The organism is Streptomyces violaceus (genome assembly GCF_036014075.1).
In the GTDB taxonomy this organism is placed as follows: Bacteria; Actinomycetota; Actinomycetes; order Streptomycetales; family Streptomycetaceae; genus Streptomyces; species Streptomyces violaceus.
Window position 1 is genome coordinate 3,483,527 of record NZ_CP107911.1, and the last position, 23,352, is coordinate 3,506,878.

The window sequence follows — 23,352 nt, forward strand, 5'->3', positions numbered from 1 at the left end:
ATGGGGGGATGCCCAGATCTGCCTCCCCAAACCCGGGGACGCTCATGCTCAGGACTTGGGTTCGAAGGTCTTGGTCAGCGTCGCCCACGTGTCCTTGCGCGACTTACCGTCCCAGTCGGCCGCCTTCGCCGTGTACATCAGCGCGTAGCCCTGGGAGTCGTCGACGACGAACCCGCGGTCGATGGTCCGGTACTTCGTCCCGCTCTCCCGGTAGGTGAACTCCCAGTCGGCCGTGTTCCAGCCGCGGTAGTCCACCTTCTTTATGCGAATCCTCTTGTACTCCGCGCGCTGCATGTAGCTTTCCTGGCTCTTCCAGTCCGCCACCGGGTCGCCCTTGGGCGTGGACGTCCAGGCGATGAGCAGCTTCTGCCCGGAGGGCCCGGTGAACCGGTCGCCGGCGGAGCCCGTGGACTGGAACTTCCACCCCTTCGGCAGGCCGATCGAGTACCCCTGGTTCCCCTGGTGAGTCGACGCCGCCGCGGTGCCCTTTCCGGCGGCCCCGCCCTTTCCGTCGCCGGCCGATCCGCTCGCCGCGCCGCTCGGCTCGGTGTTCGAGGCGGGCCCCGACGGCGCGGGCTGCGTCGCGGTGTTGTCGGGTCGCGTGCCGCCCTTCTCGTCGCCCTTGGTGTCGGCGGTGCCCGACGCGGTGGCGACGGTCTTGCCGCCGCTCTCGCCCGAGGCCCCGTTCGAGCCCTTGCCGTCCCCGCTGAACGCGATGGTGAGCACGGTGGCGATCACGGCGAGCACCACGACGACCCCGATGATCAACAGTGTCCGTCGCGGCACCACGTCGGTGAGCGGCGCCCGGGGCACGGGCCGGGGCGGCAGGTCCGGCGGCGGCACCACGGGCCACCCCGAACTCCGTCCCCCGGACGTCGTCTTCGCGTCCTTCGCGCCCCGCTCACCGGACTGTGCAGCCGCCCCCGAGGCCGGCTTCGAATCCGACTGCGACGCGGACGCACTGGCGCCCCCGGCGGCCGCCTCGTCCTTCGGCCCGGAAGCGGCCTCGGCGTCCTCGGTCTTGGTACGGGTCGCGGCCGACGCCCCGGCCGGTCCGGCCGCGGCCTTGCGCACGGAGCGCAACGCCCCGCGCAGCCGCTCCCCGGCCTCCTCGCCCCGCTTGCTCCCGGCACCCGCCGAACTTCCCTTGCCCGAACGCTTGTCCGGCTGTGCCGGCAGCGGCACGACCTTCGTCGCGTCCATCGGCTCCGGCTCGGCCGTCTCCGGCGCGTGGATGACCGAGTTCAGCATCTTCCGGGCGCCCGCGTCGTCGAGCCGCTTGGCGGGGTCCTTGGTGAGCAGCCCGTGGATGACGTCCTTCAGCGGGCCCGCGTTCTTCGGCTCCTCCAGCGGCTCGGTCATCACCGCGGTGAGGGTCGCTATGGCCGACCCCTTGTCGTACGGCGGCGCCCCCTCCACCGACGCGTACAGCAGCCCGCCGAGCGACCACAGGTCGGCGGCCGGGCCCGGCTTGTGCCCGCGCGCCCGCTCCGGGGAGATGTAGGAGGGCGCGCCGACGAGCATGCCGGTCGAGGTGATGGACGGGTCGCCCTCGACCTGGGCGATACCGAAGTCGGTGAGCACGACCCGGCCATCCTCGGAGATCAGCACGTTCGACGGCTTCACGTCGCGGTGCAGGATGCCCTCGCGGTGCGCGGACCGCAGCACGTCGAGGACGGCGAGTCCGACCTCCGCGGCCCGCTTCGGCTCGAGGAGGCCGTCCTCCCGGATGACCTCGGCGAGCGACTTGCCCTCGACGAGCTCCATCACGATCCAGGGCCGGTCGTCCTCCTGGACCACGTCGAAGACGGTCACGGCGCTGTTGTTGCGGATCCGCGCGATCGCCTTGGCCTCGCGCAGCGTCCGCGTGATCAGCCGCCGCTTCTCCTCCTGGTCGATGTTCGTCGGGAACCGCAGCTCCTTGACGGCGACCGTCCGCCCCAGCGTCTCGTCCTGGGCACGCCACACGGTGCCCATGCCCCCGCGGCCGAGCACCTCGCCCAGCCGGTAGCGCCCCGCCAGGAGACGCTCCCTGTTGTCCTGACGAGTGTCCTGACGAGATGTGCCCGCCGCCCGCTCCGCCTCCGACATGCGTCCCCTCATACAACCCGCCCTGACAGAGCCTCCATTGTCTCTCACCCGACAAGTGCCCCGTGCCCAGGGGGCCCCTGGGCACGGGGGACCGGGCCCGGCCACCCGGAACCCGGGTGTGCCGCGCCCCGCTCCGCCTTGCATGATGGGCCCTGACGTGGGAGGAGCCCGCATGCCGCCGTTTCGGACCTTGCTGGCCCTGCCGGTGTCCGTCGCCCTCCTCGGCCTGCCGCCGGCCGACTCCTCGGCCCTTTCGGCCCCGCCCACGGACGCGGTGCTGCCGCTGCTCGTGACCCGGGGCAAAGCTCCCGCCGCGGCCCTGCTGGCCCGGGAGGGACGCACCACCCGCTATGCCCATGCCGGTCCGGGAATCACCCGGTCGGACCATTTCCGCGCCGGCAGCATCACGAAGACGTTCATCGCGACGGTCGTGCTGCAACTGGCCGCCGAGCACCGGCTGTCGCTGTCCGACACGGTGGAGCGGCACCTGCCCGGCCTGGTGCGGGGAGCGGGCAACGACGGCCGCGCGCTGACCCTGCGCTCCCTGCTCACCCACACCAGCGGTCTGTACGACTTCACCGCGGCCACCGGCGGAACGGCACCCGTCACGCCCCGTCAGGCCGTACGCATCGCACTCACCCACCCTCCGGCCGCGCGCGGCCGCTTCTCCTACTCGAACACCAACTACGTGCTGCTCGGCCTGGTCATCCAGCAGATCACCGGCGACTCGTACGCCACGGAGGCCGAGCGCCGCATCATCACTCCCCTGCGTCTGACGGGTACCTCCTTCCCCGGCTCCCGCTCCTCGCTGCCCTCTCCGCACGGCCGCGCCTACGCCGCCGACGGAACCGATGTCACCGATCTCGACCCGCGGGTGGCCGGCGCCGCGGGCGAGCTGGTGACCACGCTCGCCGATCTGGACCGCTTCTACGCGGCCCTGCTCGACGGCAGGCTGCTGCCCCCGCGCCGGCTGCGCGAGATGCTCGACACCCGTGCCGCACACGGCGCGTACGGCATGGGTCTGTTCCCCGAGAAACTTCCGTGCGGCACCACGTTGTGGGGGCACAACGGGCACATATCCGGCAGCTATGTGCGCACCGCGGCCACCGTCGACGGCCGGCGTGTCCTCACCGTCCGCGTGAACACGAACGCGATCGCCGATCCCGACCTCGAACCCGCGGTGCTCGCGGCCGAGTTCTGCCCCCGCACCTCGTAGAACGACCAGACCCCGAACGGATATCCCGTTCGCGACACTCGTTCGAGTGAAGGTGTGTACGGGGGGCTCGATGTCCTTACCGGGGCACGATGTCCGGCGCCCCCAACCGCGCCGCGTCCGCCGTGAGGTCATCGGGCTGCCGCTGCGACTCCCGCTCGGCCTCCACCCGCTTCTGGTAGTGCTCGACCTCGCGCTCGATCTGGTCCTTGTCCCAGCCGAGCACGGGCGCCATCAGCCCGGCGGCGTCGCGTGCGCTGCGGCTGCCCCGGTCGAAGGTCTCGATCGAGATGCGCGTCCGCCGGGTCAGCACGTCGTCCAGATGCCGCGCCCCCTCGTGCGAGGCCCCGTACACGATCTCGGCGCGCAGATAGTCGTCGGCCGCCGACAGGGGCTCACCCAGCGACGGATCCTCGGCGATCAGCTCCAGGAGCTCCTCGGTCATCGTCCCGTACCGGTTCAGCAGGTGCTCCACCCGCACCACATGGAGTCCGGTGCGGGCGGCGATCCGCGCCCGCGCGTTCCACAGCGCCCGGTAGCCCTCGGCGCCCACCAGCGGCACGTCCTCGGTGACGCACTCGGCGACGCGCATGTCGAGTCCGTGCACCGCCGCGTCCACGGCGTCCTTGGCCATGACCCGGTACGTCGTGTACTTGCCGCCCGCCACGACGACGAGCCCGGGCACCGGGTGCGCCACGGTGTGCTCGCGCGACAGCTTGCTGGTGGCGTCCGACTCGCCCGCGAGCAGGGGCCGCAGCCCCGCGTACACGCCCTGGACGTCGTCCCTCGTGAGCGGCACCGAGAGCACCGAGTTCACGTGTTCCAGCAGGTAGTCGATGTCCGCGCTGGACGCGGCCGGGTGGGCCTTGTCGAGGTCCCAGTCGGTGTCCGTGGTCCCGACGATCCAGTGCCGGCCCCAGGGGATGACGAACAGCACGGACTTCTCCGTGCGCAGGATCAGCCCGGTCGTGGAGTGGATCCGGTCGCGCGGCACGACCAGGTGGATGCCCTTGGACGCCCGGACGTGGAACTGGCCGCGCTCGCCGACCATCGCCTGGGTGTCGTCCGTCCACACGCCGGTCGCGTTGACGACCTGCTTGGCGCGGATCTCGTACTCCCCGCCACCCTCGACGTCCTGCACCCTCGCGCCGACGACCCGCTCGCCCTCGCGCAGGAAGCCCGTCACCCGCGCGCGATTGGCGGCCTTGGCGCCGTACGCCACCGCCGTGCGCACCAGGTTGGTCACGTAGCGGGCGTCGTCCATCTGGGCGTCGTAGTACTGGAGCGCCCCGACCAGCGCGTCCTTCTTCAGGCAGGGCGCCACACGCAGGGCGTGTGAGCGGGTCAGGTGGCGGTGCACCGGCAGGCCCCGGCCATGGCCGCGTGCCATGGACATGGCGTCGTACATCGCGACGCCCGACCCGGCGTACAGGCGCTCCCAGCCCTTGTGCTGCAGCGGGTACAGGAACGGCACGGGCTTCACCAGATGCGGGGCGAGCCGCTCCAGCAGCAGACCGCGCTCCTTCAGTGCCTCCCGGACGAGGGCGAAGTCGAGCATCTCCAGATAGCGCAGGCCGCCGTGGATCAGTTTGCTGGACCGGCTGGAGGTGCCCGAGGCCCAGTCGCGCGCCTCGACCAGGCCTGTGGCAAGGCCCCGGGTCACGGCGTCGAGGGCGGTGCCCGCACCGACCACGCCCGCACCCACGACCAGCACGTCCAGCTCTCGCTCGGCCATGGATGCCAGTGACTCGTCGCGCTGCGCCGGCCCGAGTGTCGCTGTCCTCACGCTGCCTCCCGCTCATCGGTCGCGCCGGCCGCACCCGTCGGGTGAGGCCCCGTCCGTATCCCCCATGCCCAAATTCTGACCGGGTTGCCCGACTTCAGCCACCACGGGCCCTCAGCCTGTGGACAACCCGCACGGAACACTCACGGAAACTCGGCCAGGCAATCCCACATAACGGTCATATTTACTCCTAGTCTGACATTGCGCTCGCCCGTCCTGTCCACAGGGCTTGCGCACCTGTCCCACTTCGGCTACTGGGAAGGACGGCCACGCCGTGCCCGCAGATCTCGCCGTCATCGGACTCGGCCCTTACGGCCTGCCCCTGGCTCAGGCCGCCGTCGCCGCCGGCGTCGCCACCATCGGCTACCGGACCGGCCCCGAGGCCGGTTCCCTCAGCCCCGCCGAACTGCGCCGGATGCTCTCGGGGGGCTTCCGGCCGACCACGAACGCCGCCGAACTCGGCAGGGTGCGCACCGCGGTCATCTGCGCACCGACCCCGCCGGGCACGGACGGCCGGCTCGACCTGAGCCAGGTGGAGACCGCCGCCCGCACCCTGGCCGCCCACCTGCGCCCGCACACCACGGTGATCCTGGAGTCCCCTGTGTACCCCGGGGCGACAGAGGAATTCCTGCGCCCGCTCCTCGAAGAGGGCTCCGGGCTGCGGGCGGGCCGCGACTTCCACCTCGCCCACTCCCCCAGCCGCGTCGACCCCGGCAACCGCGACTTCACCCCCGCCGGCACCCCGAAGGTCATCGGCGGCCTCACCCCGGCCTGCACCGAGTCGGCCGCCGCCTTCTACGGACGGCTCACGGACAAGGTGGTACGCGCGCGTGGACTGCGCGAAGCGGAAACCGTGCAGTTGCTGGAGACCAACTACCGGCACGTCAACATCGCCCTCGTCAACGAGATGGCCGCGCTCTGCCATGACCTGGGCGTCGACCTGTGGGACGTGATCCGCTGCGCGGAGACCAAGCCGTTCGGCTTCCAGGCCTTCCGCCCCGGCCCGGGCGTCGGCGGCCACACCCTCCCGCAGGACCTGACCGCCCACGGCGGCCGCAGCCTGCGCATGGTGGAACTGGCCCAGCAGGTCAACAGCCGGATGCCCCGCTACGTCGTCCAGCGCGGCGCCCAGCTCCTCAACGAGCACGGCAAGTCGGCGCGCGGCGCACGCGTGCTGCTCCTGGGCGTCACCTACAAGCCCGACCTCGCCGACCTGCAGGGCACCCCCGCCCAGGAGATCGCCCTGCGTCTGATGGATCTGGGCGCGTCGGTCAGCTACCACGACCCGTACGTCCCCGCCTGGAGCGTGCTCGACCGCCCCGTCCCCCGGGCGGACTCCCTCTACGAAGCGGCCGCCGACGCGGATCTGACCATCCTGCTCCAGCAGCACCGCACGTACGACCTCCAGGGTCTGTCGGTGAAGGCGCAGCTGCTCCTGGACACACGAGGGGCGGCACCCGCGGGTGCCGCCCACCGTCTGTGACGTCGTGCCCGAGGCCTACCGCCGGTGCTGCGAGTCCGCCACCGTCACCTCGACGCGCTGGAACTCCTTCAGCTCGCTGTAGCCGGTGGTGGCCATGGCGCGGCGCAGGGCGCCGAAGAGGTTCATCGAGCCGTCAGGGGTGTGGGACGGGCCGGTGAGGATCTCCTCGATGGTCCCGACCGTGCCGAGGTCGACCTTCTTGCCGCGCGGCAGCTCCTCGTTCACGGCCTCCATGCCCCAGTGGTGGCCCTTGCCCGGACCGTCGGTCGCGCGCGCGAGCGGGGAGCCCATCATGACCGCGTCGGCACCGCAGGCGATCGCCTTGGCCAGGTCGCCGGACCAGCCGACACCGCCGTCCGCGATCACGTGCACGTACCGGCCGCCGGACTCGTCCATGTAGTCACGGCGCGCGGCGGCGACGTCGGCGACCGCCGTCGCCATGGGGACCTGGATGCCGAGCACGTTGCGCGTGGTGTGCGCGGCGCCGCCGCCGAAGCCGACCAGCACACCGGCCGCGCCGGTGCGCATCAGGTGCAGGGCCGCGGTGTACGTGGCGCAGCCGCCGACGATCACCGGGACGTCCAGCTCGTAGATGAACTGCTTCAGGTTCAGCGGCTCGGACGCCCCGGAGACGTGCTCGGCCGAGACCGTCGTACCGCGGATGACGAAGATGTCCACGCCCGCGTCGACGACGGCCTTGGAGAACTGGGCCGTGCGCTGCGGGGAGAGCGCGGCGGCCGTGACCACGCCCGAGTCGCGCACCTCCTTGATGCGGGCGCCGATCAGCTCCTCCTTGATCGGCGCGGCGTAGATCTCCTGGAGCCGCCGGGTCGCCGCCTCGGCGGGCAGCTCGGCGATCTCGTCGAGCAGCGGCTGCGGGTCCTCGTGGCGCGTCCACAGGCCCTCGAGGTTCAGCACGCCGAGGCCGCCGAGCTCGCCGATGCGGATGGCGGTGGCCGGGGAGACGACCGAGTCCATGGGGGCGGCCAGGAACGGCAGCTCGAAGCGGTAGGCGTCGATCTGCCAGGCGATCGAGACCTCCTTCGGGTCCCGCGTACGGCGGCTGGGGACGACGGCGATGTCGTCGAAGGCGTACGCCCGGCGGCCGCGCTTGCCGCGCCCGATCTCGATCTCAGTCACGTCTGTGGCCTTTCCCTGATGCGTTGCAGCGTCTTCCAGTATCGCCGACGGGCATGACGAGGGCGGCCCCGGATGCTTCCAGGGCCGCCCCATCAGGCCTGATGCCTACTGACGGCTGTAGTTCGGCGCCTCGACCGTCATCTGGATGTCGTGCGGGTGGCTCTCCTTGAGCCCCGCCGAGGTGATGCGGACGAAGCGGCCCTTGGACTCCATCTCCTCGATGGTGGCCGCACCCACGTAGCCCATGGTCTGGCGCAGACCGCCGACGAGCTGGTGCAGCACGTTGGCCAGAGGGCCGCGGTAGGGCACCTGGCCCTCGACGCCCTCGGGCACGAGCTTGTCGTCGGAGGCCACCTCGGCCTGGAAGTAGCGGTCCTTCGAGAACGACTTCCCCTGGCCGCGGGACTGCATGGCGCCGAGCGAGCCCATGCCGCGGTACGACTTGAACTGCTTGCCGTTGATGAAGAGCAGCTCGCCGGGCGACTCCTCGCAGCCCGCGAGCAGGCTGCCCAGCATGACCGTGTCGGCACCGGCGGCGAGCGCCTTGCCGATGTCGCCGGAGTACTGCAGACCGCCGTCGCCGATCAGCGGGATGCCCGCGGGGCGAGCGGCGAGGGAGGCCTCGTAGATTGCGGTGACCTGCGGGACGCCGATGCCGGCGACCACACGCGTGGTGCAGATCGAGCCGGGGCCCACACCCACCTTGATGCCGTCGACACCGGCGTCGATCAGGGCCTGCGCACCGTCACGCGTGGCGACGTTGCCGCCGATCACGTCGACGGACACGCTCGACTTGATCTTCGACATCCAGCTGAGGGCGTTGCTGTTGTGGCCGTGCGAGGTGTCGACGACCAGGAAGTCCACCCCGGCCTCGGCGAGCGCCTGGGCGCGCTCCAGGGCCTCGGGGCTGGCGCCCACCGCGGCACCGACCAGCAGCCGGCCCTCGGCGTCCTTGGCGGCGTTCGGGTACTTCTCGGCCTTGACGAAGTCCTTGACCGTGATCAGGCCCTTGAGGATGCCCCGGTCGTCGACGAGCGGCAGCTTCTCGATCTTGTGGCGGCGCAGCAGCTCCATGGCGTCGACACCGGAGATGCCGACCTTGCCGGTGACCAGGGGCATCGGTGTCATGACGTCACGCACCTGACGGCTGCGGTCGGTCTCGAAGGCCATGTCGCGGTTGGTGACGATGCCGAGCAGCTTGCCGGCCGGGTCGGTGACGGGGACGCCGCTGATGCGGAACTTGGCGCACAGGGCGTCCGCCTCTGCGAGCGTCGCGTCCGGGTGCACCGTGATGGGGTCGGTGACCATGCCGGACTCGGACCGCTTGACCAGGTCGACCTGGTTGACCTGGTCCTCGACCGACAGGTTGCGGTGCAGCACGCCGACGCCGCCGAGGCGGGCCATCGCGATCGCCAGGCGGGACTCGGTCACCTTGTCCATCGCCGCCGAGAGCAGCGGGATGTTGACCCGGACGTTGCGGGAGATGCGGGACGAGGTGTCGACCGCGCCCGGCAGCACCTCGGATGCGCCCGGCAGCAGCAGCACGTCGTCGTAGGTCAGCCCGAGTGTCGCGAATTTTCCGGGCACTCCGTCGACGTTTGCAGTCATGACACCTTCCCCAAATGGCCTTGATCGGTGCGGATGTCCATGCTAACGGGAAGCGCGGCTGTCTCATTCCACGGTTCCGGTCGGCTCCGGGCTTCGTATGTTCGTACGGAAGGCGCGCACCACCTGTTCAGCCAAGGGCCGCTGAAGGGGCTACTGCTCGGCGAGCGCCCGCAGCCGGCTCAGCGCCCGGTGCTGCGCCACCCGGACCGCGCCGGGTGACATTCCCAACATCTGGCCCGTCTCCTCGGCCGTGAGCCCGACCGCGATACGCAGCAGCAACAGCTCCCGCTGGTTCTCGGGCAGGTTGGCCAGGAGCTTCTTGGCCCATTCCGCGTCACTGCTCAGCAGTGCGCGCTCCTCCGGTCCCAGGGAGTCGTCGGGGCGCTCGGGCATCTCGTCGGAGGGGATGGCCGTCGAGCCGGGGTGGCGCATCGCCGCACGCTGCAGGTCGGCGACCTTGTGGGCGGCGATGGCGAAGACGAACGCCTCGAAGGGGCGCCCGGTGTCCCGGTAGCGGGGCAGCGCGAGGAGCACCGCCACGCACACCTCCTGGGCGAGGTCCTCCACGAAGTGCCGGGCGTCGCCCGGGAGGCGGGACAGACGGGTGCGGCAGTAGCGCAGCGCCAAGGGGTGGACATGGGCGAGCAGATCGTGCGTGGCCTGCTCGTCCCCGTCGACGGCGCGGTGGACGAGCGCGCCGATCGCCCCTTGGGCATTGACCGCCTCGTCGTCGCGCATCGGTCCATGGTGCCTTGCGGCCGTCGGGTCCGCGGCACCGCGCCCGTTGTTGTGCACCGAAGCGTTATGAGCAGGTGCGCCGGCACTCATCCCCTGCGCCCTCCCCTTCCGCTCGACCGACTCGTCCCCGAGGAACTCCACACCCTCAAGGATGCGGCATCCGCGGCGAAACAAGCAGCGGGCACCCGGCGGACCCCTGGTCCGACCCCGCCCACCTGGCACTTCGTGCCCCCACTGCGACCACCGCCACATGCGCGGCAGCGCTCAGGACCTGCCGTTCGGATCGTCCGGGGGAGGGGCGGCCTCGCAGGCACCCTGCCGAGCTCTCGACTCCGTCCGGGGAAGCGGTGCCCCGCACCGGCGTTGTCGTCGGCCGCATGCTGTCGCACGCGTGCGTACGGCTCGCGCGGGGGCATCCGCATGCCCCCGCTCACCGGCCCGCGCCGGACGCCTCGCGCCGGAGCCGACACGATGCCGTCAGTTCCCTGCGAGCCGATCCAAACGACAGGCCCTAGCGCACCAGGCCCCACCGGAAGCCGAGCGCCACGGCGTGGGCCCGGTCCGAGGCGCCGAGCTTCTTGAACAGGCGCCGGGCGTGCGTCTTGACGGTGTCCTCGGAGAGGAACAGCTCGCGGCCGATCTCCGCGTTCGAGCGGCCGTGGCTCATGCCTTCGAGGACCTGGATCTCACGCGCCGTGAGCGTGGGCGCGGCGCCCATTTCGGCCGAGCGCAGCCGGCGCGGGGCGAGCCGCCAGGTCGGGTCGGCCAGGGCCTGCGTCACCGTCGCGCGCAGCTCGGCGCGGGAGGCGTCCTTGTGCAGATAACCGCGGGCACCGGCGGCGACCGCGAGCGCCACGCCGTCCAGATCCTCGGCGACGGTGAGCATGATGATGCGCGCACCGGGGTCGGCGGACAGCAGCCGCCGGACCGTCTCGACGCCGCCCAGACCGGGCATGCGCACGTCCATCAGAATCAGGTCCGAGCGGTCGGCCCCCCAGCGGCGGAGGACTTCCTCGCCGTTGGCCGCCGTCGTGACGCGCTCTACGCCGGGCACGGTCGCGACCGCGCGACGGAGCGCCTCTCGGGCAAGCGGGGAGTCGTCGCAGACGAGGACGGAAGTCATGACCGCCCTCCGCAGCTGATGCACGTCACCTTGAGCCTCCAGGCTGGTACGAAATCGTCACCTGTGCGGTCGACCGACTCGGACGCCCGTCCGAGCGCTTGTTCCTTCAACCGCCTCGCACTCTCAACGACGGTCACTCGAAAGAGTTACGGGGTCGGCTGTCATCTTCGGCACTCTACGTGAGGGGTCGGACACGGCGCAGACATGCGCAGCAGACCCACCAACTTTCATCACAACCTATGCCCCATTCAGACCCATTTCTTCCGCTTTGCCAGTGTCTGGAGCTAGATTCGCAATGAGTCATATTTTCATCTCCTTAGATCGTAGTTGTACGGTCGTAGACACCGGATCCGCCCAAAACGGCAACAAGGGGTCACGTAATGGCAGATTTCTCCCGCCTTCCCGGACCGAACGCGGACCTGTGGGACTGGCAGCTGCTGGCCGCCTGTCGCGGGGTGGACAGCTCGCTCTTCTTCCATCCGGAGGGCGAGCGCGGTGCGGCTCGGAGTGCTCGCGAGAACTCGGCCAAAGAGGTCTGCATGAGGTGCCCGGTACGCGCCGAGTGCGCCGCTCACGCGCTGGCGGTGCGTGAGCCGTACGGCGTGTGGGGCGGGCTGACCGAGGACGAGCGCGAAGAGCTCATGGGGCGGGCGCGCAACCGGCTGGTGTCGGCGTCGGCACCGGGCGGGCACACCGCCTCGCACCATTGAAATAACGTTTCTGCGAACGGCACGCGCACGCGTGCCCTTGGCTGTCGCCAGTGGTTGTCGCTAGCGGACGGCCGCCCGCGCCAGCTGGTCGAGCGTCGCCGACACCGCCGGGACCTGTGCGAGGTCGGGCAGGGTGAGCGCGACGATCTCCCGCCGCACCGCCGGTTCCAGCGTCACGGTGCGTACACCCCGGGGCCGTACCGACTCGACTGCCAGCTGGGGCAGAACGGCCACGCCCAGTCCGGCGCCGACCAGCCCGACCACTGCCGGATAGTCGTCGGTGGCGAAGTCGATGCGAGGCGTGAAGCCGGCCGCCGCGCACACCTCGACCAACTGGCCGCGACAACGCGGGCAGCCCGCGATCCACGGCTCCTGCGCGAGCTCGCCGATGGCGACGGACCGCGCGCCCGCGAGCCGGTGCCGCTCCGGCACGAGAGCGACGAGCCGGTCCGACAGCAGCGGCCGTACGACGAGGTCGTCCCACTCCTCGGCGCCCGCCGCGCCCTCGTAGCGGAAGGCGAGCGCCACGTCGCAGTCGCCCTCGCGCAGCAGGCCGACCGATGCGGGCGGCTCGGCCTCCTCCAGGGAGACGCGGGTACCGGGGTGTGCCGCGCGCAGCGCGGCGAGGGCCGTCGGTACGAGCGTGGAGCTGCCGCTGGGGAAAGAGACGAGCCGGACCCGGCCCGCGCGCAGCCCGGCGATGGCGGCGACCTCCTCCTCCGCGGCCGTGAGCCCGGCGAGGATCCCGGCGGCGTGCCGCACCAGCGCCTCACCGGCCTGGGTCAGGCGCATCTCGCGCCCGGTGCGAATGAGAAGGGGGGTGCCGACGGAGGTTTCCAGGGCCTTCATCTGCTGGCTGACGGCGGGCTGGGTGCAGCCCAGTTCACGTCCCGCGGCGGAGAAGGAACCGGTGGCGGCGACGGCGCGCAGTACGCGGAGATGACGAGCTTCGATCACCCTTCGAGAATAAGCGACCCTTTGATGCCGATGCGAATAATGCGTCGACGCTTTGGGGCCCGATCCCTTACCGTGCGGTGCATGAAGCTTCTGTCTGTGAATCTGGGCCGTGCCAAGGCTGTGCCGTACACGGACAACCCGGAGGGCGTGACCGGGATCGACAAGCGGCCGGCGGACGGGTCCGTGCGGGTGTCGGCGCCCGGCCCCAAGGGCATCGGCGGGAGCGGGCTGGCCGGGGACGCGGTGTGCAAGCTGGAGCACCACGGCGGCGACGACCAGGCGGTGTACGCGATGGCGCGCGAGGACCTGGACGAGTGGGAGCGTGAGCTGGGCCGGACGCTGGCCGACGGGGCGTTCGGCGAGAACCTCACGACCCAGGGTCTCGACGTGTCCGGCGCGCGGATCGGCGAGCGCTGGCGCATCGGGCCCGATGTGGTGCTGGAGATCACCTCCGGGCGGATCCCGTGCCGCACGTTCCAGGGCCACCTGGAGGAGAAGAGCTGGGTGAAGCGGTTCACGCAGCGGGGCGCGCCGGGGGCCTATCTGCGGGTGATCGAGCCCGGGGCGATTCGCGCGGGCGACGCCGTCGAGATCCTGCACCGGCCGGACCACGACGTCACCGTGGCCCTGCAGTTCCGGGCGGTGACCACCGAGCGGACGCTGTTGCCGCGGCTGCTGGCGGCGGGCGAGGCGCTGCATCCGGAGGTGCTGCGCTGGGCACGGGAGTACGTGGAGAAGAACGGGGCCTGACAGGGCCTCACCGCGACTGTCTCCACCGACCCTTCACCAGCGAAGGTCCTGTTCGGAAGCGGACGCACCCAGTCCGGGTCACTAACCTTCTGCCATGACAACGGCTCTGATTACGGGATCGACGGCAGGCATCGGGGCCGCGTTCGCGCGGCGACTGGCGGCCGACGGGCACAACCTGGTGCTGGTGGCGCGCGACACCAAGCGGCTCAGGGAACAGGCGACCGAGCTGCACGACGGGCACGGCATCGAGGCGGAGGTGCTGACGGCCGACCTGGCGGAGGACAAGGGCATCGAGGCGGTGGCCGGCCGGCTGGGCGACCGCAGGAACCCCGTCGACCTCCTGGTCAACAACGCCGGATTCGGCAACAAGGGCCGCTATCTCGACGTCTCCATGGCCGATGAGCTGCGGATGCTCAAGGTGCACTGCGAGGCGGTGCTGCGGCTGACGTCGGCGGCGACCGAGGGCATGCGGGAGCGCGGCCGGGGCGGCGTCGTCAATGTCGCGTCGGTCGCCGCGTTCGTCCCGCGGGGCACCTACGGCGCGTCCAAGGCCTGGGTCGTGCAGTTCACGCAGGGCGCGGCGCGCGACCTGGCCGGCAGCGGGGTACGGCTGATGGCGCTCTGCCCCGGTTTCGTGCGCACGGAGTTCCACGACCGGGCCGGCATGGGCACGGACAACATCCCGGGCTGGATGTGGCTCGACGCGGACAAGCTGGTGGCGGCGGCACTGCACGACCTGGCCCGGGGCAAGACGCTGTCGATCCCGGACCCGCGCTACAAGGCGCTGATGGGGGCGGCGAAGCTGGTGCCCAGGGGGATGCTCGGCGCGGTTTCGTCCAGGACGGGGCGGAAGTACGGGCCGCAGTAGGGGGGAACGGCCGGTCCGGCCGGGAGGCACCCGGGCGCCCAGCTTGGGATGATGGAGCTGTTCAGCTCAGCCGGACCCAGGGGGGCCGGAGGCGAGGCCATGACCTTCGTACAGCTCATCGAATGCAGGACCAGTCGGCTCGACGAGATGAACCGGCTGATGGACAGGTGGGTCGAGCAGACCAAGGGGAAGCGGACCGCGTCGCACAGTGTGGTGGCGAAGGACCGGGCCGACGCCTCGCACGTCGTCGAGATCGTGGAGTTTCCGTCGTACGAGGAGGCGATGCGGAACTCCGGGCTTCCGGAGACCGGACGGATCTTCCAGGAGATGGTGGTGCTCTGCGACGAGACGCCGACGTTCACGGATCTGGACGTGGTGCGGGACGAGCAGCTGTACGCGGCCACCGCGCGCAGGTTCTTCGAGCAGGCGCCCGGGCAGGGTGCGGCGCCCCCGTTCAACGACGTGTTCATCGAGGACTACCACGACCACGATCCCGCCAATGTGCAGGACGTCATCGGGCTGGACGCGGTGCGGCGCGAGGTGGAGGTGTGGCGGGGCGGGTTCGACTTCTCGTTCACCATCGAGGACCAGATGGCCCAGGGTGACCGGGTGTGCACCCGGTGGACCTTCCACGGCAGGCACAAGGGCGACTTCCTCGGGATTCCGCCGACCGGGAAGGACGTCACCATGACCGGGACGACCGTCCACCGGTGCACGCCGGACGGGAAGATCGCCGAGGGCTGGTGGGAGTACGACCGGCTGGGGCTGATGCAGCGGCTCGGGGCGCTCGATCCGCTGGACCTGTGACCGGCGCGGGGCCTACGGGAGAAGCCCCCGTTCCGCCTGGGCGGAACGGGGGCTTCTGCTACGAGGTCGGTGCCTCAGTGGGAGTGGCCGTGGCCGTGGCCCGCGGCGGCCGGCTCCTCCTCTTCCTTCTTCTCGACGACCAGGGTCTCGGTCGTGAGGAGGAGGGAGGCGATGGAGGCGGCGTTCTCCAGGGCGGAGCGGGTGACCTTGACCGGGTCGATGACGCCGGCCTTGACCAGGTCGCCGTACTCGCCGGTGGCGGCGTTGAAGCCCTGGCCCTTCTCCAGCTCGGCGACCTTGGAGGTGATGACGTAGCCCTCCAGGCCGGCGTTCTCGGCGATCCAGCGCAGCGGCTCGACGGCGGCCTTGCGGACGACCGCGACACCGGTGGCCTCGTCGCCGGTCTTGCCGAGGTTGCCCTCGAGGACCTTCACGGCGTGGACGAGCGCGGAGCCGCCACCGGAGACGATGCCCTCCTCGACCGCGGCGCGGGTCGCGGAGATGGCGTCCTCCAGACGGTGCTTGCGCTCCTTGAGCTCGACCTCGGTGGCGGCACCCACGCGGATGACGCACACGCCGCCGGCCAGCTTCGCGAGGCGCTCCTGGAGCTTCTCGCGGTCCCAGTCGGAGTCGGTGGACTCGATCTCGGCCTTGATCTGGGCGACGCGGCCCTGCACGTCGTCCTTGTTGCCGGCGCCGTCGACGACCGTGGTGTCGTCCTTGGTGACGGTGATGCGGCGGGCGGAGCCGAGGACGTCCAGACCGACCTGGTCGAGCTTGAGGCCGACCTCCTCGGAGACGACCGTGGCGCCGGTGAGGACCGCGAGGTCCTGCAGCATCGCCTTGCGGCGGTCGCCGAAGCCGGGGGCCTTCACCGCGACGGCGTTGAAGGTGCCGCGGATCTTGTTCACGACGAGGGTGGACAGCGCCTCGCCGTCGACGTCCTCGGCGATGATCAGCAGCGGCTTGGAGGCGTTGGCCTGGATGACCTTCTCCAGCAGCGGCAGCAGGTCCGCGATGGCGGAGATCTTGCCCTGCGTGATGAGGATGTACGGGTCGTCCAGGACGGCTTCCATGCGCTCCTGGTCCGTCACGAAGTACGGCGACAGGTAGCCCTTGTCGAAGGCCATGCCCTCGGTGAAGTCCAGCTCCAGACCGAAGGTGTTGGACTCCTCGACGGTGATGACACCGTCCTTGCCGACCTTGTCCATCGCCTCGGCGATGAGCTCGCCGACCTGCTGGTCCTGGGCGGACAGACCGGCGACGGCGGCGATGTCGGACTTCTCGTCGATCGGGCGGGCGGTCGCGAGGAGCTCCTCGGACACGGCCTTGACCGCGGCGTCGATGCCCTTCTTCAGGGCGGCCGGGGAGGCACCGGCGGCGACGTTCTTCAGGCCCTCGCGCACGAGCGCCTGGGCGAGCACGGTCGCGGTGGTCGTACCGTCACCCGCGATGTCGTTGGTCTTGGTCGCCACCTCCTTGACCAGCTGGGCACCGAGGTTCTCGTACGGGTCCTCGACCTCGACCTCGCGGGCGATGGTCACACCGTCGTTGGTGATGGTGGGGGCGCCGAACTTCTTGTCGATGACGACGTTGCGGCCCTTGGGGCCGATCGTCACCTTGACCGTGTCGGCAAGCTTGTTGACGCCGCGCTCGAGGGCGCGACGGGCGTCCTCGTCGAACTTCAGGATCTTCGCCATGGGAGCGGTTCAGCCCTCTCGGAAAACGTGGGTGAAACGAACCGCGCCCCCGACGCCCGGCTTCATAAGATCGCGGGGGCCAGGGGCGCAGTTCACTGCAATGCTGGTAATGCCGGGTGAATTACTTCTCGACGATCGCGAGCACGTCGCGGGCCGAGAGGACGAGGTACTCCTCGCCGTTGTACTTCACCTCGGTGCCGCCGTACTTGCTGTAGAGCACGACATCGCCGACGGAGACGTCGAGCGGAAGACGGTTACCGTCCTCGAAGCGGCCCGGGCCCACGGCCAGGACGACGCCCTCCTGGGGCTTCTCCTTGGCGGTGTCCGGGATGACCAGGCCAGAGGCGGTGGTCTGCTCGGCGTCGAGCGGCTGGACCACAATGCGGTCCTCGAGCGGCTTGATGGCAACCTTGGAGCTGGTGGTCGTCACGATCCGACCTCCCCCTTCGGAGATCTCACGGGGTTAACTGTCTGAGGTGGCGACCAGGTCGATCCGTCGTCGCGGGTGCCGGACCTGCCCGTCGCTGTGTTGGCACTCTCCAGTGGGGAGTGCCAGACCTGAGACTATGACCGTGATTAGCACTCGGTCAAGCGGAGTGCCAATTGCGGGCGGCGCGTCGGCCGGGGAGTTCGTGTCAGAGGTAGTCCTCCAGCCGCCCCACCCGCAGCCCCTGCCCCTCGATCTCCCTCAGCAGCCGCACGGTCCGCGCAGTCGGCGACATGGACTCCGTCCGGGCCGACGGCACGGAGATGATGTCGCCGGGACGAAGGCCCGGCTCGCCGTGGGGGTACGTCAGTTCGCCGTCGGCGGACAGGGACGCCCGCCAGAGGACGACCGCCCTGATGCCGCAGTCGGCGGCGGCGCGCAGGGTCGTCGTGTCGTACGTGCCGTAGGGCGGGCGGAAGAGGTGGGGGCGGATGCCGAAGCGGGAGCGGAGTTTGTGCTGCTGGCCGCAGATCTCGGCGCGCTGGCCGGCGTAGGGCAGGCCGCGCAGGGCCGGGTGGTCGAGGGTGTGGTTCTGGAGGGACGCGCCGACCGCGCGCAGCCGGGCCAGGTGGCCGTATCCGGGGCCCGCGACGCTGTCCGTGAGGAACAGGCTGACCGGGAGCCGCCGTTCGCTGACGAGGCCGGCGAAGCCGGGGTCGCGTTCGGCGCCGTCGTCGTAGGTCAGGAAGACGACCGGGTCGCGGGTGCGGACCCGGTCCACGACGGGCGGGAGCCTGCGGGTCGCCTCGTACACCGGGTCCTGGGCGCGGCCGTCGGCGGGCCCCGCCCGCTCCCCCGCCGTCCCGGCGCACCCGGCCAGCAGGAGCATGCCCGCACACAGCGCGGCGGCCGGCAGCCGCCTCACAGGTAGTCCTCCAGCCGCCCCACCGCGTATCCCTCGGCCGTGACCTTGTTCAGGAAGCGGCGGATCATGTCGGGCATCGCGCCCTTCCACTGCTCGCGGCCCCGGAAGTGGGTGAGGACGATGTCGCCCGGGCGCAGCCTCCGGTCCGGCTCGCGGTACTCCCAGTGGTCGGCGAAGACCTCCGCGTTCCAGAGGGGGGCGTACTCGATGCCGCAGGCCTTGGCGGCGCGCAGCGTCGCCCTGTCGTAGCTGCCGAAGGGCGGGCGGAAGAGGGTGGGGCGGGTGCCGTAGCGCCTTTCGATGAAGCGCTGCATGCCGCAGATCTCGCGCCGCTGCGCGCGGTACGGCAGACCCGGCATGTAGCGGTGCCAGAGGGTGTGGTTGTTCAGGACCGCGCCCCTGGCCTGCATCTGCCGGAAGTAGCGGTCGTCGTCCTTCACCAGGTAGCCGCTGAGGAAGGCGGTGTACGGGACGTCCAGGTCGCTCATCATCCGCAGGAACGCCGGGTCCTTCTCGGCGCCGTCGTCGATGGTGAGGAAGACGACCTTGTCCCGGGTGGGGACCGTGGTGAAGACGGGCGGAAGATCCAGCTCCCGGTGGCCGTCCACCTCGAAGCCCTTGCGGGTCCTGATCCTGGGCTTCTTCCCGGGGGCCGGCGGGGCCACCAGCGGGACCCTTCGCAGCCCCCAGCGGTGCGCCGCGGCGATGCGGGCGGCGTGCGCGGCGCGCAGCTTGGTGGCGTAGGAGTCGAGCGCGCGGGCCGGGGGCGCCTCGAGGGGCTGCTGACCGCCGGCCGGCACGACCTGGCCGGCGTCCGCCTGCGCGCAGCCCGACGCGATGGCAGCGAGGGCGAGCACGACGAGGCCGATGCGCACGCCGCCAATTGCCCGCCTTTTGTCATTTTGTACGACTGCTCGCATGATGCCGGATCCTCGCAGCCCACCCCTGTGAACCCGCCCCGACACCGCGGCCGACGGCCCACCGTCCTCCGACTGGCCCACATCCGCCCCGGCCCGCCGCCCCCGCCGCTCCGTGGCCGACAATGATGCGGTGAACGACCTCGCCCCTCTCCTCACCCCCGAAGGCCGCGCCCTCCTCGACGAGGTGCGGGACACCGACCCGGCGCGGGAGCTGGCCGTGGCGACGCGGCTGCGCCGGGAGCATCCCGCCGAGCTGGTGTCGGCGGCGCTGGGCCAGGCGCGGCTGCGGCAGCGGGCGGCGGTGAAGTTCGGGGCCGAGGACGCGGGGCGGATGTTCTTCACGCCGAACGGGGTGGAGCAGTCGACCCGGGCGAGTGTGGCGGCGTATCGCGCCCACCGGATGAAGGAGCTGGGGATCACCTCCGTGGCCGACCTGTGCTGCGGCATCGGCGGGGACGCGATCGCGCTGGCCCGCGCCGGGATCCGGGTGCTGGCCGTGGACCGGGACCCGCTGACGGCCGCGGCGGCGCGGGCGAACGCCGACGCGCTGGGTCTTGCCGGCCTGATCGAGGTGCGGGAGGCCGATGTCACGGAGGTGGACACAACCGGTCACGACGCCGTCTTCGTCGACCCGGCCCGGCGCGGCGGCCGGGGCCGGATCTTCGACCCCGAGGCCTACTCACCGCCCCTGTCCTGGGCGGTGTCGGCCGCCCGCCGGGCCCCTGTTGCCGCAGCGCTGAAGATCGCCCCCGGTGTCCCGCACGAGGCGGTGCCCGAGGACGCCGAGGCCGAGTGGATCTCCGACGGCGGGGATGTGAAGGAGGCGGTGCTGTGGTTCGGCACCGAGCCGGGGGCGGTACGGGCCACCCTGCTGCCGGGCCCCCGCACCCTGCTCTCGCGCGGTCTGCCCGACCCGGAGGTCCGCCCGCCCGGCCGCTACCTGTACGAGCCCGACGGCGCCGTCATCCGGGCCCATCTGGTCTCCGAGGTGGCCGACCGGGTCGACGGCGGCCTGCTCGACGCGACCATCGCGTACGTCACGGCCGACACGCTGATCCCGACCCCGTACGCCACCGCCTACGAGATCACCGACCATCTGCCCTTCAACGTCAAGAAGTTGAAGGCCCTGCTGCGGGAACGTCAGGTCGGCACCCTCACCGTCAAGAAACGGGGCTCGGCGGTCGAGCCGGAGGAACTCCGCAAGAAGGTCAAGCCGCAGGGCCCGCACGCGGCCACGGTGTTCCTGACCCGGGTGGCGGGGGCACCGGCGATGCTCATCGGGCACCCCGCGTAGCCGGCAGCGGCCGGCAGTCCGTCAGGTCTGCTCCGCCGCGCGCCGCAGCAGCAACTCCCGTTCCCGTTCGTTCCGCGTCAGCGACGCCGCCCGTTCGAACTCGGCCCGGGCCTCCGTCGTGCGGCCCAGGCGGGAGAGGAGGTCGGCCCGGACGCTGGGGAGCAGGTGGTAGTCGCGCAGTGCGGGGTCGTCGGTCAGGGCGTCGACGAGGGGCAGGGCCTGGGACGGGCCCTCGGCCATGGAGACGGCCACCGCGCGGTTCAGTTCCACGACCGGGGAGGGGAGCGGGCGGCCAGGAGGCCGTACAGCACGGCGATGCGCGGCCAGTCGGTCTCCTCGTAGGTGTAGGCGTGCGCGTGACAGGCGGCGATGGCGCCTTGCAGGAGGTACGGGCCCGGGGCGCCGGAGGAGGCGGCCTCGGCCCGGCCCGCGGCGACGCCGCGGGCGATGAGCATGCGGTTCCAGCGGGCGCGGTTCTGGTCCTTGAGGAGGACGGGTGCGCCGGAGGGACCGGTCCGGGCCGCCGTGCGGGACGCCTGGAACTCCAGGAGCGCGGTCAGGCCGTGGACCTCGGGTTCCTTCGGCATGAGGGACGAGAGCACCCGGGCCAGCCGCAGGGCGTCCTCGCACAGGGACGGGCGGAGCCAGTCGTCGCCGGCCGTGGCGGCGTAGCCCTCGTTGAAGATGAGGTAGATGACGTCGAGGACGGAGCCGAGACGGGCCTCGCGGTCGGGGCCGTAGGGCACCTCGAAGGCGATGTTCTTCGTGGCCAGGGTGCGCTTCGCGCGGACGACGCTCCCCCACTACTCAATGTGTGGGGGGACCCAGCGACGGTCGGTTCCGGGACCAGGAAGGCGCGGGCGATCTCGGCGGTGGTGAGGCCGCCGAGGAGGCGCAGGGTGAGGGCGGTGCGGGCCTCGGTGGACAGGACAGGGTGGCAGGCCGTGAAGACCAGGCGGAGCAGGTCGTCGTCGATGTCGTCAGGGTCATGGAGAACCGCGGGCTCCTCCGGGGGAGATACGGTCGACAGGTCCCGGCCGATCTCCGCCAGCTTGCGGGCGTAGTTCTCCCGGCGGCGGACCAGGTCGACGGCGCGGTTGCGGGCGGTGGTCATGAGCCAGGCGCCCGGGTTGTCGGGCACGCCGTCCCGCGGCCACTGCTCCAGCGCGGCGACCAGGGCGTCCTGCGCGAGTTCCTCGGCGATGCCGACGTCCCGGACGACTCGGGTGACCCCGGCGATGATGCGGGGCGACTCGATGCGGAAGACCGTCTCGATGGCCTTGCCGGTGCCGCTGGCGTCCGGGGTGGGCTGCGCTGTCACAGCCCACCATCAGACACCCTCGGCGGCACCCGGCCAAGCGGATCCGGTCAGTCCTCGTTGGACCCTCCCCCAGCTGAAGCAGGGGGATTCCTGGCTCAGGAAGCCCCACCAGTCAGCGACCAGCGAGGTCTTACTCCCTCAGCACCAGCCGGGACGGAACCTGCCCGGTTGCCCGAAAGCATTGGAGTGCGCCGACTTGCTTCTCGATCAGCGCATCGTGCGCGCTTGGTTCTCGCTACGCACGGTATGCGGCTTAGCCGATTGTGTAGTCGGCCTGTCCCGGGATCGACAAGGTGGCCACGTTTCTTCGAGATTTTTCCGGACTCTCCTCCGGTGCTTAAGTGGTTCTCTTCCGGGCCGCGCGTACCGCAGGTCAGCGCAGCGACTCCCACAGCTTCTCCGCCTCCGGCTCCTCGGCCACCACCCGGTTGGGGTCCGACGGCGCCCGCACCACCGGCATGGTCACCGTCCGCACCTCGCTCGCCGACAGGCCCCGCAGACTCTGTCCGAGCCGGGTCAGATCGGTCAGGGAGTCCAGGCCGGTGTCGGTGGTGAGGCCGGCGGTCACCGCGTCCGCGACCCGGTACAGCTTCGCCGGGTCGGTGAGCAGGTTCTCTGCGGCGATCTGTTCCAGCAGTGCCTTCACCAGCGTGTGCTGGAGGCCGATGCGGCCGAGGTCGCTGCCGTCGCCGATGCCGTGCCGGGTGCGGGCCAGGGCGAGGGCCCGGGTGCCGTCCATCTGGTGGGTGCCCGCCTTCAGGTGCAGATGGCTGGCGTCGTCGGCGATGTCCTCCTCGGTGGTGACGGTGACGCCGCCGAGCGCGTCCACGAGCTTCGCGAAGCCGGAGAAGTCGATCTCGATGTAGTGGTCCATGCGGACGCCGGTGAGCGACTCGGCCGTCTTCACGGCGCAGATGGGACCGCCCACCGCGTACGCGCTGTTGAACATGGAGTTGTGGGCCACCGCCGTCGAACCGCCGGACGGGCGCGGGCAGGACGGGCGGGTGACCAGGGTGTCGCGCGGGATGCTCACCACCGTCGCGCTGGTCCGCCCGGCGTCGAGGTGGACGACCATCGCCGTGTCGGAGCGGGCCCCGGCGCTGTCGCCGCCGCCGAGCCTCTGGTTCTCCTCGCCGCTGCGCGAGTCCGAGCCCAGGACCAGGATGTTGAGCGCCTCGCTGGGCAGGGCGGACGCCGAGGGCGAGGGCGTGGCCACCGGCCGCGGCGGGCGGTTGTCGCCCAGCGCGTTGTCGATGTCGACGCTCTTGATGTTGCTGTCGAGATGCCAGTAGGCCCAGCCCGCCGCCGCGGCGGCCAGCATCAGCAGGGCTGTCAGGGTGAGGCCGGCGGTCCGCAGCGCGATCGACCGCCGGCCCGCGCCTCTGCTCTCGTCCCCGTTCGCCTCGTGTCCCGTCACGGCAGGAACATAAGTCCGAATTATTACGGGCAGGGACCTCGACGCGCCTTTTCTTCGGAAATTCTCAGACTTCGCGG

Annotated in this window: 19 protein-coding genes and 1 pseudogene; 7 read left to right on the forward strand and 13 right to left on the reverse strand. The window is 71.2% G+C overall.

Going from position 1 to position 23,352, the window contains the following annotated elements; genetic code table 11:
* Positions 1–48 precede the first annotated feature (48 nt).
* Complete coding sequence (locus OG542_RS15445; protein ID WP_328411461.1) at positions 49–2,091, reverse strand: serine/threonine-protein kinase; 2,043 nt, start codon at positions 2,089–2,091, stop codon at positions 49–51.
* Positions 2,092–2,263: 172 nt separating this feature from the next.
* Between OG542_RS15445 and OG542_RS15450 the strand changes: the two genes are divergently transcribed.
* Entirely contained in the window at positions 2,264–3,307 is a 1,044-nt protein-coding gene (locus OG542_RS15450) for a serine hydrolase domain-containing protein (RefSeq protein WP_328411463.1), read from the forward strand.
* A gap of 76 nt (positions 3,308–3,383) precedes the next feature.
* Here the strand turns inward: OG542_RS15450 and OG542_RS15455 are convergent, their stop codons facing one another.
* Positions 3,384–5,090, reverse strand: a complete 1,707-nt coding sequence (locus tag OG542_RS15455; RefSeq protein WP_311127333.1) for a glycerol-3-phosphate dehydrogenase/oxidase — start codon at positions 5,088–5,090, stop codon at positions 3,384–3,386.
* A gap of 271 nt (positions 5,091–5,361) precedes the next feature.
* Here OG542_RS15455 and OG542_RS15460 point away from each other — a divergent pair, with 271 nt between their 5' ends.
* Entirely contained in the window at positions 5,362–6,570 is a 1,209-nt protein-coding gene (locus OG542_RS15460; protein ID WP_328411465.1) for a nucleotide sugar dehydrogenase, read from the forward strand.
* 15 nt (positions 6,571–6,585) lie between these two features.
* Here the strand turns inward: OG542_RS15460 and OG542_RS15465 are convergent, their stop codons facing one another.
* From OG542_RS15465 to OG542_RS15480, 4 genes are all read right to left on the reverse strand, one after another.
* Complete coding sequence (locus OG542_RS15465; protein WP_328411467.1) at positions 6,586–7,710, reverse strand: GuaB3 family IMP dehydrogenase-related protein; 1,125 nt, start codon at positions 7,708–7,710, stop codon at positions 6,586–6,588.
* A gap of 105 nt (positions 7,711–7,815) precedes the next feature.
* Entirely contained in the window at positions 7,816–9,318 is a 1,503-nt protein-coding gene (gene guaB, locus OG542_RS15470) for an IMP dehydrogenase (RefSeq protein WP_328342545.1), read from the reverse strand.
* Positions 9,319–9,468: 150 nt separating this feature from the next.
* Positions 9,469–10,056 carry a sigma-70 family RNA polymerase sigma factor gene (locus OG542_RS15475; protein WP_184591349.1) on the reverse strand — a complete coding sequence of 196 codons (588 nt, stop codon included), beginning with the start codon at positions 10,054–10,056 and terminating at the stop codon, positions 9,469–9,471.
* Positions 10,057–10,567: 511 nt separating this feature from the next.
* On the reverse strand, positions 10,568–11,179 hold the full coding sequence (locus OG542_RS15480; RefSeq protein ID WP_003948568.1) for a response regulator transcription factor: 612 nt from the start codon (positions 11,177–11,179) through the stop codon (positions 10,568–10,570).
* Between the two features lie 380 nt (positions 11,180–11,559).
* Here OG542_RS15480 and OG542_RS15485 point away from each other — a divergent pair, with 380 nt between their 5' ends.
* Positions 11,560–11,889 (forward strand): WhiB family transcriptional regulator, encoded by a 330-nt coding sequence (locus OG542_RS15485; protein WP_184591351.1) that lies wholly within the window; start codon positions 11,560–11,562, stop codon positions 11,887–11,889.
* Between the two features lie 60 nt (positions 11,890–11,949).
* Here OG542_RS15485 and OG542_RS15490 read toward each other — a convergent pair whose 3' ends face one another.
* A complete protein-coding gene (locus OG542_RS15490; protein ID WP_189722728.1) occupies positions 11,950–12,846 on the reverse strand; it encodes a LysR family transcriptional regulator in 897 nt (298 codons plus the stop codon).
* Positions 12,847–12,927: 81 nt separating this feature from the next.
* Here OG542_RS15490 and OG542_RS15495 point away from each other — a divergent pair, with 81 nt between their 5' ends.
* The 3 genes from OG542_RS15495 (at position 12,928) to OG542_RS15505 (ending at position 15,271) form a co-directional block, all read left to right on the forward strand.
* Positions 12,928–13,596 (forward strand): MOSC domain-containing protein, encoded by a 669-nt coding sequence (locus OG542_RS15495; RefSeq protein ID WP_328411472.1) that lies wholly within the window; start codon positions 12,928–12,930, stop codon positions 13,594–13,596.
* Between the two features lie 94 nt (positions 13,597–13,690).
* Positions 13,691–14,464, forward strand: coding sequence for an SDR family NAD(P)-dependent oxidoreductase (locus tag OG542_RS15500; protein ID WP_328411474.1), 774 nt, complete (start codon positions 13,691–13,693; stop codon positions 14,462–14,464).
* A 99-nt stretch (positions 14,465–14,563) separates the two neighbouring features.
* On the forward strand, positions 14,564–15,271 hold the full coding sequence (locus OG542_RS15505) for an ester cyclase (protein WP_328411476.1): 708 nt from the start codon (positions 14,564–14,566) through the stop codon (positions 15,269–15,271).
* Positions 15,272–15,345: 74 nt separating this feature from the next.
* Here the strand turns inward: OG542_RS15505 and groL are convergent, their stop codons facing one another.
* The 4 genes from groL to OG542_RS15525 form a co-directional block, all read right to left on the reverse strand.
* Entirely contained in the window at positions 15,346–16,971 is a 1,626-nt protein-coding gene (gene groL / locus OG542_RS15510) for a chaperonin GroEL (protein ID WP_261679290.1), read from the reverse strand.
* Positions 16,972–17,092: 121 nt separating this feature from the next.
* Positions 17,093–17,401, reverse strand: a complete 309-nt coding sequence (gene groES / locus OG542_RS15515) for a co-chaperone GroES (RefSeq protein ID WP_003974211.1) — start codon at positions 17,399–17,401, stop codon at positions 17,093–17,095.
* A 205-nt stretch (positions 17,402–17,606) separates the two neighbouring features.
* Positions 17,607–18,287, reverse strand: coding sequence for a polysaccharide deacetylase family protein (locus OG542_RS15520; protein WP_328417931.1), 681 nt, complete (start codon positions 18,285–18,287; stop codon positions 17,607–17,609).
* A 32-nt stretch (positions 18,288–18,319) separates the two neighbouring features.
* The gene (locus tag OG542_RS15525) at positions 18,320–19,198 is read right to left on the reverse strand and encodes a polysaccharide deacetylase family protein (RefSeq protein ID WP_328411478.1); all 879 of its coding nucleotides are present in this window, start codon (positions 19,196–19,198) and stop codon (positions 18,320–18,322) included.
* Positions 19,199–19,373: 175 nt separating this feature from the next.
* Here OG542_RS15525 and OG542_RS15530 point away from each other — a divergent pair, with 175 nt between their 5' ends.
* Entirely contained in the window at positions 19,374–20,537 is a 1,164-nt protein-coding gene (locus OG542_RS15530) for a THUMP-like domain-containing protein (protein ID WP_328411480.1), read from the forward strand.
* 21 nt (positions 20,538–20,558) lie between these two features.
* Here OG542_RS15530 and OG542_RS15535 read toward each other — a convergent pair.
* Together OG542_RS15535 and OG542_RS15540 are read right to left on the reverse strand one after the other, a co-directional pair.
* Positions 20,559–21,858, reverse strand: a pseudogene (locus tag OG542_RS15535) (RNA polymerase sigma factor).
* 373 nt (positions 21,859–22,231) lie between these two features.
* Positions 22,232–23,275, reverse strand: coding sequence for an LCP family protein (locus OG542_RS15540; protein ID WP_328411482.1), 1,044 nt, complete (start codon positions 23,273–23,275; stop codon positions 22,232–22,234).
* Between the last annotated feature and the right edge of the window lie 77 nt (positions 23,276–23,352).